8 protein-coding genes are annotated in these 12,815 nt (G+C 64.2%); 5 read left to right on the forward strand and 3 right to left on the reverse strand.

What is annotated here, in order from left to right:
* Nucleotide 1 precedes the first annotated feature (1 nt).
* From CR152_RS22445 to CR152_RS33190, 3 genes are all read left to right on the forward strand, one after another.
* Nucleotides 2-1,447 carry an efflux transporter outer membrane subunit gene (locus CR152_RS22445; RefSeq protein WP_099882655.1) on the forward strand — a complete coding sequence of 482 codons (1,446 nt, stop codon included), beginning with the start codon at nt 2-4 and terminating at the stop codon, nt 1,445-1,447.
* Nucleotides 1,448-1,526: 79 nt separating this feature from the next.
* The gene (locus CR152_RS22450) at nt 1,527-2,108 is read left to right on the forward strand and encodes a sigma-70 family RNA polymerase sigma factor (protein WP_229413518.1); all 582 of its coding nucleotides are present in this window, start codon (nt 1,527-1,529) and stop codon (nt 2,106-2,108) included.
* On the forward strand, nt 2,095-3,144 hold the full coding sequence (locus tag CR152_RS33190) for a hypothetical protein (RefSeq protein ID WP_157778667.1): 1,050 nt from the start codon (nt 2,095-2,097) through the stop codon (nt 3,142-3,144). The genes CR152_RS22450 and CR152_RS33190 overlap by 14 nt, the downstream gene beginning before the upstream one ends.
* Nucleotides 3,145-3,150: 6 nt before the next feature.
* Here CR152_RS33190 and CR152_RS22460 read toward each other — a convergent pair whose 3' ends face one another.
* Nucleotides 3,151-6,027, reverse strand: a complete 2,877-nt coding sequence (locus tag CR152_RS22460) for a DUF2135 domain-containing protein (RefSeq protein ID WP_167399941.1) — start codon at nt 6,025-6,027, stop codon at nt 3,151-3,153.
* A 596-nt stretch (nt 6,028-6,623) separates the two neighbouring features.
* Here CR152_RS22460 and ltrA point away from each other — a divergent pair.
* Nucleotides 6,624-7,991, forward strand: a complete 1,368-nt coding sequence (gene ltrA / locus CR152_RS22470; RefSeq protein WP_099878671.1) for a group II intron reverse transcriptase/maturase — start codon at nt 6,624-6,626, stop codon at nt 7,989-7,991.
* A 102-nt stretch (nt 7,992-8,093) separates the two neighbouring features.
* On the opposite strand, the gene CR152_RS22475 is transcribed toward ltrA, so the two are convergent.
* Nucleotides 8,094-8,438 (reverse strand): hypothetical protein, encoded by a 345-nt coding sequence (locus CR152_RS22475; RefSeq protein ID WP_099878673.1) that lies wholly within the window; start codon nt 8,436-8,438, stop codon nt 8,094-8,096.
* 187 nt (nt 8,439-8,625) lie between these two features.
* On the opposite strand from CR152_RS22475, the gene ligD reads away from it, so the two are divergent.
* The gene (ligD, locus tag CR152_RS22480; protein ID WP_099878675.1) at nt 8,626-11,202 is read left to right on the forward strand and encodes a DNA ligase D; all 2,577 of its coding nucleotides are present in this window, start codon (nt 8,626-8,628) and stop codon (nt 11,200-11,202) included.
* Nucleotides 11,203-11,243: 41 nt separating this feature from the next.
* On the opposite strand, the gene CR152_RS22485 is transcribed toward ligD, so the two are convergent.
* Nucleotides 11,244-12,695, reverse strand: coding sequence for a catalase (locus CR152_RS22485; RefSeq protein ID WP_099878677.1), 1,452 nt, complete (start codon nt 12,693-12,695; stop codon nt 11,244-11,246).
* Nucleotides 12,696-12,815 lie beyond the last annotated feature (120 nt).

The raw sequence follows: 12,815 nt of genomic DNA on the forward strand, positions 1-12,815 counted from the left end.
TATGACGAGAACCATCACCAGGCGCATTGCGCCCCTGCTGGCGGCGCTGCTGCTGGTGGCCTGTTCCAGCGTGCCGGAACTGAAAGCGCCGGCGCTCGACATGCCATCGAGCTTCAAGGAGTCGTCCGAACCGCTGCAAGCGGCCGACGGCACGCGCTGGAAGGTGGCGCAGCCGGCCGAAGGGCAGGCGCGCGGCGAGTGGTGGCTGGCGTTCAACGACGCCAACCTGACTGCCCTGATCAAGGAAGCGACCGACGCCAACGCCAGCCTGGCGGTGGCTGCGGCGCGCGTGAAGCAGGCCAGGGCCCTGGCCGGCCTGTCCGCGGCGGACCGTTCGCCGCAGGTGGGGGCGGGCATGGGTGCGCAGCGCAGCCGTAATTCCGGCGTGTCGCGCGGCCTGGCTGACGATGCAGCGGTCGCTCCCGGCAATGTGTACCAGGCCAGGCTGACGGCCAGCTACGAGCTCGATCTGTTCGGCCGCATGGCCGCCAATGTCAGCGCTTCCCGCGCCGATGCCGAGGCATCCGAGGCGACCTACAAGTCGGTGCTGCTGGCCTTGCAGGCCGACGTGGCGCAGACCTACTTCAAGCTGCGCGAAACGGACGCCGAACTGGCGACCCTGGCGCGCACGGTGGACCTGCGCACGCAAAGCGTGAAGGTGAACCAGAGCCGTTACGACAATGGCGACATCGGCGAATTCGACCTGGCCCGCTCCAGGACGGAACTGTCGACGGTGAAGGCCGAGGCGATCGGCTTGCAGCGTCAGCGCGTGCAGTACGAGCATGCGCTGGCGGTGCTGCTGGGGAAACCGGCGGCCATGTTCAGCGCCGACGTCAATCCGCTGGTGGAGTCGGCGCTGCTGCCGGCCATTCCGGCCGGACTGCCATCGAAACTGCTTGAGCGCCGTCCCGACATCACCGCCGCCCAACGCGCGATGATCGCCGCGAACGCCCGCATCGGCGTGGCCAAGACGGCGATGTACCCGTCCCTCAGCCTGACCGGCGGCCTGGGCACCGAATCTGGCAGCGGCGGCAATCTGTTCAACTGGAGCGCACGTTCGTGGGTACTGGGCGCGCTGCTGTCGATGCCGATCATCGACGGTGGCCGCAACAAGGCCAATATCGCGCGCAGCGAGGCGGTGCTCGAGGAGTCGGTTGCCACCTATCGCCAGAACGTGCTGGTGGCTTTTGCCGAAGTCGAGGACAACCTGGCCGGCCTGCGCATCCTGGCTGGCCAGACGGAGCAGATCGACGCGGCGGTGGTGTCGGCACGCCGTTCGGCCGACCTGGCGCAGAAGTTGTACCAGGCGGGCCGTTCGAGCTATCTGGACCTGCTCGACGCCCAGCGCAACCTGGCTGCGGTAGAACGCAACGCGGTCCAGCTGCGCGGCGACCGCGCCGTAACCACCGTGGCGCTGATCCGCTCCCTGGGCGGCGGCTGGCAGTAAGCATCCCACCATCGCATTGCCGCGGCATTCACGCCGCGGCAATTGCGTATTCACAGGGCAGGCCATACAATGGCCGCACATGCCCGCCACCTTACAAGACGAGCAGCTGATGCTGCGCTACCGCGATGGCGACCTGGTCGCCTTCGAGGAGCTCTATCGCCGTCACCATGCGGGCCTGTACCGCTTCGTCGCCTGGCGTTCGCCGCGCGCGGACTGGGTCGACGAGATCGTGCAGGACAGCTGGATCAACCTGCATCATGCGCGCAGCCGCTATGAGCCGCAGGCGGCGTTTCGCACCTATTTGTACCAGATCGCCCGCAATCGCCTGCTCGACCTGCTGCGCCAGCAGCAACCGCTGCTGGCCGCGGAACTGGGCAGCGGCACGGATGGCCGCGACGTATTTGACTCGCTGGCCGATGCGGCGCAGGATGTGGTTTCGCCCGAGGTCGCGCTGGAACACAAGCAGCAGCACGACAGCCTGCACCTGGCACTGGCCGGTTTGCCGAGCGAGCAGAAAGAGGCGCTGGTACTGCAGCAGTTTTGCGGCATGAGCCTTGAAGATATCGCCGCCGTGGTGGCAGCGCCGGTGGAAACGGTCAAGAGCCGGTTGCGCTACGCCATGCGGAAACTGCGCGAAGGGAGCCTGAGTGAACAACGATGACATGAGCGACGAGGAGTTCGACGCCTTCCTGCGTGGGGAGGACGATCTGTCGCGCCGTCTGCAGGGGTTGACCCAGCCCGCTTCCGGAGCGCAGCTCGATGCGGCGATCCTCGGGTATGTGAAAGCCGGGCTGGCGCAAGAGGCGCGTCCGGCCGCAGCCAATGACGCCACTGGCGGCGAGGCGTCGCCACGGCTGGCGCCAGGCCTGGGCAGGCGCTGGCGCATACCGGCCGGGATTGCGGCGGGCGTGCTGGCCGGGGTATTGGGACACCAGCTGTACCGGGGTGGCGGAGCATCGACGGAGAACGCGATGGTGGCAGTGGCGGTGGAGCGGCCTGCCGCGGCGATGGCGCCAGAGCCAGCGCCAGTGGTGATTGCCGAAATGGCGCCACCACAACCCGCAGCGCCTGCAGAGGCGCCGTCAGCGCGACCGGCAGCGCCGGTGGCGATTGCTGCGGCACCGGCAGCGGAACAACCGCCGCCGGCGGCGAGTGCTCCCGCGCCGTCGTTACAATCACCACCGCCGCCAATGATCGCAGCGGCGCCACCAGCGCCGCCACCTGCCGCGCCGCCGCCCGCTGTGGCGGAAGCCACGGCAGGCGCCAGTGTTGAGCCGAAAGAGCGCATGCTGGAAAACTATGCTTCAGCGCCATCGTCAGCATTTTCGAGAGCACGGGTGGAACGAGAAGCTGCGGCGGACCTGCCCCAAATGAAAGCAAAGGCTGCTCCGCCGTCGGAACGTGTGCTTGCCGACGCGGAGCGCAGTGTCGGGACTCAGTCCGAGCGGATCTCCGGGAATGTAGCGTCGTTGAACCGTACGGCACGCGTGGCAAAGGATGTCGCGGCGGCGCCGCGCGCGGATCAGGAAGCTGCGCAGGCCAAGCGTGCGCGCGACTGGCTGTCGGTGATTGATGCCATGCTCAAGGCCGACCTGAAAAACGACGCGCTGGCCGAGTGGACCAAGTTCCGCGCCGCCTATCCCAACCATCCGGTGCCAGACGAAATGCTGGCCCGGATCGCGGCAATCAAGCGCTGAGGCTCTTCAGGGCTTGACCTCGAACTCACCGACAAACACCGTTTCGCTGCGCTCTTTCAGGCGCAGCGTAATGGACTGCTCTTTCTGGCGCAGCGTACCGAACGCGGTAAACAGCTTGACCTGCAAGGTCGTGGCGCCCGCCACCACCTGCTGGCTGTTGCCGTAGTAGTTTGCCTCGATCCGGTATTTTCCTGGCGCGGCGCGGCGCAGCGAAAACTCCTCCGGCCCGTATCCCCCCATGAAATCGTTCGACATGCGCGCGCCCAGGCTCGACATCCGGTTCTCATAACTCGATCTTTCGCCGTCCGGCGCCGTCACCCACAGGTCCATGTCGCTGTTGTCGGCGTCCCACGTCAGCACCACGCGCAAGTCGAGCGGCAGGTTGGCGCGCAGGCGCGGGTCGATGCGGCGCACGTCCAGCGGCTTTGCCGACGCCGCGACAATGGCGTTGATTTCAGCTAGGACGATGGTCTCGACATCCGGAAAACGGCCGTTCCACGGGCGCTCGACGACCTCGTACAGCGTGTCGATGGCTTCCTGAGTGCGGCCGGTGGCCGCCAGCGCCAGGCCGAGATCGCGCCAGGACTGCGGTTCTTCACCGGCCAGGCGCAGCACCTTCTCGAATACCGGCACCGCCAGTTGCGGCGCACCGGCCTGCAGCAGGCGATAGCCGAGGATGCGCAGCACCGCGCGGTTTTCCAGGTCCATCTCGGCCAGGTTGGACAGCACCCGCAGCGCCAGGTCGCGCTGGCCTTTCTCCAGCAGGATGTCGGCCGCGTCGAGGTAGAACGCGCTGCTGTTGGCGTAGTCCGGTTTCTGGTCGAGATAAATGGCGTACGCGGTGGCGGGATCGGCGTCGCGCAAGCGCTTGATGTAGGGCGCGTTCGGCACCCATTTTTTCAGGCCCATGCCGATAGCGGGCACGCTTTTCTCCTTCATTTGGTCACTTGCGAGGCCTTGCAATACCGGCTTGAGCTCCATCTTTGCATCCGCTGCCGGTGAAAACCTCGCCAACTCGCCCGATACATTTGCCGCCAGTGGCGCGGAAGCCGCTGGCGCCGGCATCGCACCCCGCAGGTATCCCTGGCTGAACTCGGGCGCGGCCTTCGCCCGCGCGCGTGGGAACGAGGTATTCCACCATGCCGTGCGGTTCTGGAAACTCATCACGACCTCGTCAAGGTGCTTCACCCGCGCGGCGCGGCGGTCGGCGCTGAGCAGTTCATTGCGCTTGCGCCAGGCGTCAAGGTAGTCGGCCGGCGGCTCGATTTCGTAGCGCACATAGTCGTCCAGCGTCTCAAGCACGATCAGCGACGTATCCCGCGTCGGGATGCCGAAACGCCGTCCGATGCGGGCAATTTCGGCGCGATGCAGGTCGGCGTCCGCCTCCAGCGCGCGCAGGCGCAGTGCCGCCCATGTCAATGCGGCCAGCGGGTGCCGCGGCGCGTCGGCGCCCACCCGCAGTTTGACGGTGTCGGTCTTTGCGCCGTTTGCCAGCGTGACGGACAAGATGGCGTCGGGCGCAAGCAGGCGCCCTGCGATGCGCAGCATCCCGCCTTCGACCGTGCCCGTGCCGGCTTGAATGTCGGTCGCGCCGGTCGCCGACACATGCTCGACGCGCGTCGGCATGAACATCAGCGCAGCGGCAATGCTGCCCGGTGCGCGCCGATCGATCCAGATGAACTGGCCGTTGTGGCGTTCAGCCAGCGCGGCAAGGCGGCCGGTATCGGCCGACGGCGACGAGGTCAGGGCAAACAGCGACTGGTGCGGCGCCAGCACGGGCGCTTTGTCCGGTCCGTAGTTGGACAGGCCGTCGCTGAAGAGCAGGTACTGGTCGACATCCGCTTCCGGCTTCCAGTCATTGAGTGCGCTGGCGCCGTCGTAACGGGTGCTTTCCAGCGCGCGCCGCAGTGCGCTCCAGTCGCCGCCGCGGATATCGAACACTTGGCGCGTTTCCGGGCGGTCGCGCAAACGCGTCAGGCGCACTTGCACCGATCCGAGCGCGCGGAAGTACTGATCGAGGCTGGCCAGTTCGGCGTTGATGTCGCGTTTCTCGGCCGATCCGGAGCTATCCCACAACAGGCCGATGATACGCGCCGGCGTACGCCGCTCCACGGCGTGCGCAACCGGTATCTCGGCCAGGAACCATGATTCGCCGAGGCGTTTCTCCGTGTAGACGCGCGCTTTGCTGCCGGTGGCGGTCTGGATAACGATGTTTCCGCTGGCCGTAACGTCCTGGCGCCGCATGTGGGCTTCGTATGCGCCCGCCCTGGATTCGAAATGCAGACCGGTTTCAGGGCCGTCCACCACTGGTGCCGTGGCGGCGCCGTTTACGCGGATGGTCACGTCCATGTTGCGCACCTTGCCGTATTCAAGCGGCAGCCGGTACGTCGCCAGGCCGCCATGGTGGGGCAAGGCTTCGCCGTAGGTCAGCTCCACCGTGCGCGTACGGCGCGCCATGATCGGATACACGCGCAGCTTGAAGTTGTTCCCCTGCGTGACTTCGAGCAGGGCCGGGTCGACGCGGCGGCGGACGATTTCCTCGAACACGGCGCGGCTACGCTCCTTTTCCACAGGAACCGCAGGGCGCATCTTGCCGCCGATATCGAGGGCGAACGCGTTGATTTGCTGCCCCTCGAGCAGGGGGAACTGCAGATTGCCTTCGAGTTGGCGCGGGTTGGGGTTGTAGAACACCATGCGCACGGTCGTCTGGGCCATGTTGCCGCTGATGACGGCATTGACGGTCAACTGCTGCAGCTCGATCGGCTGGGCTGCCGTTTGCGTGGGCATCAGGCGCACCGGCCGTGGTTCAGGCATGAACCGGATTGCGTGGGTGAGGGGGCAGGCGAGGAACAGCAGCGCCGCGGTAAGGAATCGGTTGAACATGGGAGGCTCCGGTTGGCCGGCCGTGCCGGCATTGCCTGTGAAACGAAGCATCGGGCAAAAAGGGGTTAAAAAGGATGACAAAATGATGCAAGGCGGACACTTCTTCGGCGACCGTCTGTTTCTTCAGGGAACTGATAGAGGACGTACACAAAAATGCGGACGAAAAAAAAGACAGGCGACCTGTCTTTTTCTTCTCGTGCGCCCAGCATGGGCGCACTCCTGCGGGTGCAAGTCCCGCCGCGAGCTGACCACAGCGAGCGAAGTGAAGCGCAACTGCGGAAGAGTAATCGACCGTGGGAAGGAAGCGCGAATCGTAAATCATGAGCCGAGGTACACGAACTGCATAGAAGGCGCTGCCGAGCAGGGCGAGCGGGCGAGAAACCGCAAAGCTCTTGTGGTCAAGGCGACGTGGCGTAAATGCGGCGGTTGTGTGATGAAGGAGTGCGGCCCTTACCTGGGGACGCCCTGCCTCACGTCTGAAAGGACGACGGCGCTGCCGTAGCAGGGTCTCAGCAGAGGTCATAGTAGTCGGTGGTAGCGCCGGGAAGGCTCGACCCCGCCGACAAAGGACCGAACGAGTAGGAGTGTTGTCCGGCATGTCGATACAACAGGCAATGCGTCAGATGCCCGCGTCAGCGGGGCGGGAGGCCACCGGTCAGGGTGAAGCCCTGTCTGCAACCCCCAGCGACGAAGCTTGCGGTCCGCGACATGTGTCAGGAGACGCAGGATCAATGCTGCTGCGTGCGGCATTGAGAAGAGAGAACCTGCTGCAAGCGTTCAAGCGTGTGCGTCGCAACAAAGGCGCAGCCGGGGTGGATGGTCGGAACATCGACGAAACCTCGCGCTATCTGGCTGTTGCGTGGCCGGAAATACGCGAACAACTGCTGGAGGGGACGTACCGGCCCAGCCCGGTACGCAGGGTGATGCTTCCCAAGCCCGACGGTGGCGAGCGCGAGCTCGGCATTCCGACGGTGACGGATCGCTTGATCCAGCAAGCACTGCTTCAAGTGCTGCAACCGATTCTTGATCCCACATTCAGTGAGCACAGCTACGGTTTCCGTCCGGGCCGGCGTGCGCAGGACGCGGTCCTTGCCGCGCGCGCGTACGTGCAGTCGGGACGGCGGATCGTGGTGGACGTGGACCTGTCGAAGTTCTTCGACCGGGTCAACCACGACATCCTGATCGACCGCTTGCGGAAACGCATCGACGACGCTGGCGTGATCCGACTGATTCGCGCCTACCTCAACAGCGGCATCATGGATCATGGCGTGGTGCAGTCGCGGCACGAGGGCACGCCGCAAGGCGGTCCGCTGTCGCCGCTGCTGGCCAACGTCCTGCTCGATGAAGTGGACAAGGAACTGGAACGGCGCGGCCATTGCTTTGCGCGCTACGCCGACGATGCGAATGTCTATGTTCGCAGCAGACGCGCTGGCGAGCGGGTGATGGTGCTGTTGCGTCGGTGCTATGCCAAGTTGCACCTCGTGGTCAACGAAGGCAAGAGTGCGGTGGCCAGTGCATTCGGCCGCAAATTCCTCGGTTACAGCCTGTGGGTGGCAAGTGGGAAGGTGGTGAAGCTGAAGGTCGCGGACAAGCCGCTGGCAACGTTCAAGCAGAAAATCCGTGAATTGACGAGGCGTTCCTGTGGCCGCAGCATGGCCCAGAGCGTCGAGAAACTGCGCTCCTACATGCTCGGCTGGAAAGGGTACTTCAAGTTGGCCCAGACCCCAAGGATCTGGAAGAGACTCGATGCATGGCTGCGCCACAGGCTCAGGGCGATCCAGCTCAAGCACTGGAAGCGCGGGAAAACCATGTATCGGGAACTGTTCCGGCTCGGGGCGGCGCCTTCGGTCGCAAAACAGGTCGCGGCGAATAGCCGCTGCTGGTGGCGAAACGCTGATCGACTGTTGAAAACAGTCCTCACGATTGCCTACTTCGATGCACTTGGCGTACCTCGCCTGTCTTAACCTCAACTACTCGAACCGCCCGGTGCGGACCCGCATGCCGGGTGGTGTGGCAGGGGAGCGGTCCATTGGGGCCGCCCCCTATGCCGATACTACCGGGACAACTTATTTCATTGCTGCATCTTTTTTGGCTTCTGCATTGTCGACAGCTTTGTCGGCTTTGGCTTCTGCTTTGGCTTTTTTAGCCTTGGCACGTGCTTTGGCTTTCGATTTGGTGGCATCGGCGTTGGCTTCAGCGACGTCCGACTTGGCTTCAGCATGCGCTTTTTCTACTTTTGCATCAGCTTTGGCATCGGCTTTGGCTTCTTTTGCGTCGGCTTTGGCGACTGCTTTCGTTTCTTTTGCTTCAGCTTTGACGGCTGGTGCGACGGCAGCAGGAGCGGCAGGAGCCTGGGCGAAAACCGAGGTGGCGAACAGACCGGCGATCAGCGATGCGATAACTTTTTTCATGGTGTTTCCTCAGTGTGGTTATATGGTGGAGCTATTCTTGGGTGCTACAGAGTCACTAACGCGGCCGCATCTGCATCAGTTGACGCGATTTACAACTACTTACAATCAGCTCAGTTAGCTGGCGAACAGTCGTTCGGCCCGCCTGGCTCTAGACTCGGCAAAAAAACACCAAGCAAAGGTCGCCGCCATGCCGGATGCATTGAAGGTCTATAAGTCCAAGCGCAATTTCTCGATCACGACCGAACCGGCCGACGGCGGCGAATCGGCACCCGATGCGCTGACCTTCGTCATCCAGAAGCACTGGGCCAGCCGGCTGCACTACGACTTCAGGCTGGAACTGGACGGTACCATGAAAAGCTGGGCCGTACCCAAGGGGCCCAGCTACGACACCCGGGACAAGCGGATGGCGGTCCACGTCGAGGATCATCCGATATCGTACTCCAGCTTCGAGGGCACGATCCCGGAAAAGCAGTATGGGGCCGGCAAGGTGATCATCTGGGACAAGGGTACCTGGCAGCCGCTTGACGATCCGCGCAAGGGCTACGAGAGCGGGAACCTCAAGTTCGAGATGCACGGCCATAAAATGCACGGCAAGTGGGTGCTGGTGCGGATGAAGGGCAAGGGCGAAAAGCAGGAGCCCTGGCTGCTGATCAAGGAAAAGGACGATTACACCAGGCCCGCCGCCGAGTTCTCGGTCGTCGATGAGCTGCCCGACAGCGTCAGCAAACTGCCCATGCCGGGCGCCAAATCGGTCAAATCGAAGGCCAGGGCGGCAGCGCCCGAAAAACCTGCGTCGAAGGCCAGCAGCCGTGGCATGCCCGAGGCAGCGGTCAAGGCCGCGCTGCCGGAGACGCTTTCGCCGGAACTGGCCACCCTGGTCGACCAGCCGCCGTCGGACCCTGCCAACTGGATCTTCGAGGTCAAGTTCGATGGCTATCGCCTGCTGGCCCGGATCGAGGGGAAACAGGTGCAGCTGTTCACCCGCAATGGCCACGACTGGACCCACAAGCTCGAACCTCTGCAAAAAGAACTTGTCAAACTCAAGCTGCCCGATGGCTGGTACGACGGCGAGATCGTGGTGCACGACGAGAATGGCCGGCCCAACTTCGGCCTGCTGCAGCTGGCGTTCGATGGCTCCAATACCGCCGATATCGTGTACTTCCTGTTCGATGCACCGTACTTCAAGGGCTACGACCTGCGCGCGGTGCCGCTCGAAGCGCGCCGCGCGCTGCTCGGCGCCGCGCTGGAAAAGGGGGCGTCCGAGGCGGTGCGCTTCTCAAGCGAATTCGGCACCGATCCCGAGGAACTGGTCGTAGCCGCCTGCAAGCTGGGACTGGAGGGGGTGATCGGCAAGCGGCGCGACTCGCGCTACGTCACGCGCCGCTCGCCCGACTGGATCAAGCTCAAATGCGGCCAGCGCCAGGAATTCGTCATCGGCGGCTATACCGACCCGCAAGGTTCGCGCGCTGGCATCGGTTCCCTGCTGCTGGGGACCCACGACAAGGATGGCGTGCTGCAGTACGCCGGCAACGTCGGCAGCGGCTTTACCCAGTCCGTGCTGCGCGACCTGAAAGATAAATTAAGCGCCCTCGATACCGACGAGAGCCCGTTCCCGCCCAAGGCGGTGGCGGGCCGCAAGCATCACTGGGTCAAGCCCAAGCTGATCGCGGAGGTCAGCTTTGCCGAGTGGACCAGTGCGGGGGCAATCCGCCACGCCGTATTCCAGGGCCTGCGCAGCGACAAGCCGGCCAAGGAGATCCGGCGCGAAGTGGCCAAACATGTGGAGGATACGATGCAGACGCAAACAACGACGGCGGCCAAACCCAAAACCAGGGCCGCAACCAGGAAGGCGGAACCGGCGGCGCCGGAAGGCACGCTGCCTGCTACCCTGAAGGTGACCAATGGCGAGAGGGTGATCGATGAGCAAAGCGGCACTACCAAGATCGAACTGATTCGCTACTACGCGCTGGTCGGCCCGCTGATGATGGAGCACCTGAAGGGCCGCCCGGTCTCGCTGGTGCGCGCACCGTCCGGCGTGGGGGGCGAGCTGTTTTTCCAGAAGCACGCGGAGGTTGGCAAGCTGCCCGGCGTGAAGCAGATGGACCCGGCGCTCGATCCCGATCATCCGCCGATGCTGGAAGTGGGGAGCGCGAGCGGCATTTTGTCGGCGGCGCAGTGGAACGTGGTGGAGTTCCACACGCAGAACGCCATCGGCAAGAACTACGAAACGCCCAACCGCATGGTGTTCGACCTGGACCCGGGCGAGGGCGTCGACTGGGCCGCCATCCAGGAGGCGGCGCAGCTGATGCACGCTTTTCTCGAAGAACTGGGGCTGCCGTGTTTTCTGAAGACCAGCGGCGGCAAGGGTTTGCACGTGGTGGTGCCGCTCAAGGGCGGCCTCGATTGGGATACGGTGAAGGATTTTTCGCAGGAAGTGGTGCGCCATCTGGCGGCCACGCTGCCGGATCGCTTTGCGTTCAAGAGCGGGCCGAAAAACCGGGTCGGCAAGATCTTCATCGATTACCTGCGCAACGGGCGCGGCGCCACCACGGCATGCGCGTGGTCGGCACGCGTGCGGCCGGGACTGGGGATTTCGGTGCCGGTTGGGTGGGATGAACTGGCCGCGCTCAAGTCGGGCGCCCAGTGGACCGTGCAAAACGTGCACACGCGGCTAGACCACGGCAATGAACCGTGGGCCGGCTACGCCAAGGCCGCCAGCACGCTGACGGCCGCCATGAAGAAGCTGGGCTTCAAGAAGGACTGACGTTTGTACGCGCGGGCCTCGGGAGCCCGCGCGCACGGCGCTTACCTGATGTTGAGCGCGGCCCGCACGCCGGCGCCGTAGGCGCTGTCGGCCTTGTCGAAGTGCGCCAGCTGACGCTGAAGGATTTCGTCGTTGACCTGGCTGAGGGGCCCGGCCAGGTTGGCGCACAGGTTCAGTTTCTCCTGTGGCGTGAGAAGGCGGAACAGATTGCCGGCCTGGGTGTAGTCGTCTTCCATGCCGCGGCCATCGAAGCGGCCAGCGCCGCCGCGCAGTCCCAGTTCCGGTTCGCCATGACCCATGCCGCGCGGTGCGCTGCCCACCGCGTTGACCGTGGCGTAGTTCTGCGCCGCGCCGCCGTTGTGCACTGCCATCGTGCCATCGCGCTGCTGGTTATGGAACGGGCAGCGTGGCGCATTGACCGGCAGGTGCTGGTGGTTGGTGCCGACGCGGTACAACTGGGCGTCGTGGTAGGCGAACAGGCGGCCTTGCAGCATCTTGTCCGGCGAGTAGCCCATGCCCGGCACCGCGTTCGCCGGCGAAAACGCCACCTGTTCGACCTCGGCGTGGTAGTTGTCGGGATTGCGATTGAGTTCAAAGATGCCCACCGGGTGCAGCGGGAAGTCGCGGTGCGGCCAGACCTTGGTCAGGTCGAACGGATTCCAGCCGGTGCGCGCTTCCCAGTCGTCGAGCTGCTGCTCGGTTGCCACCTGAAGGCGCACTTCCCACTGCGGAAACTCGCCGCGTTCGATGGCGCCGAACAGGTCGCGCTGGGCGTAGTCCGGATCTTCACCGGCGATGCGCGCCGCGTCGGCCGCCGAGAGGTTCTTGATGCCCTGGCGCGTCTTGAAGTGCCACTTGACGTAGACACGTTCGCCGGCGGCGTTGATCAGGCTATAGGTGTGGCTGCCGAAACCGTCCATGTGGCGGTAGCCGTCAGGCGTTCCTCGGTCCGAAAACAGCATCGTCACCTGGTGCAGGCTTTCCGGGGCCTTGCTCCAGAAATCGAACATCATGTGCGCCGACTTGAGGTTGCTGCGCGGGCAGCGCTTTTGGGTGTGGATGAAGTCGGGGAACTTGATCGGGTCCTTGATGAAGAACATCGGCGTGTTATTGCCAACCAGGTCCCAGTTGCCTTCTTCGGTGTAGAAGCGCAGGGCGAAGCCGCGCGGGTCGCGTTCGGTATCGGCGCTGCCGCGCTCACCGCCAACGGTGGAGAAGCGGGCGAAGGTCTCGGTTTTCTTGCCGATCTCGCTGAACAGCTTCGCTTTGGTAAAGTGGCGGATGTCGTGCGTGACGGTGAAGGTGCCGTAGGCGCCCGACCCTTTGGCGTGCACTACGCGCTCGGGAATGCGCTCGCGGTTGAAGTGCTGGAGCTTTTCGATCAGGTGGAAGTCCTGCAGCAGCAGGGGCCCGCGTGGACCGGCGCTGATGGAGTTCTGATTGTCGGCGACCGGGATGCCGGCGGCGGTAGTGATCTGTTGGTCTTGGCTCATGCTTGCAACTCCTCAGTGGTGATTCGATGCGAGGAGTGTAGATGAGTCAACTATTTAGTCAAAGGCAATTAAATTTATCCGAATGATAGGTTTGTACAATCGCCGTTCGACGGCGGCTGG

This window comes from Massilia violaceinigra (assembly GCF_002752675.1).
Lineage (GTDB): Bacteria > Pseudomonadota > Gammaproteobacteria > Burkholderiales > Burkholderiaceae_D > Telluria_A > Telluria_A violaceinigra.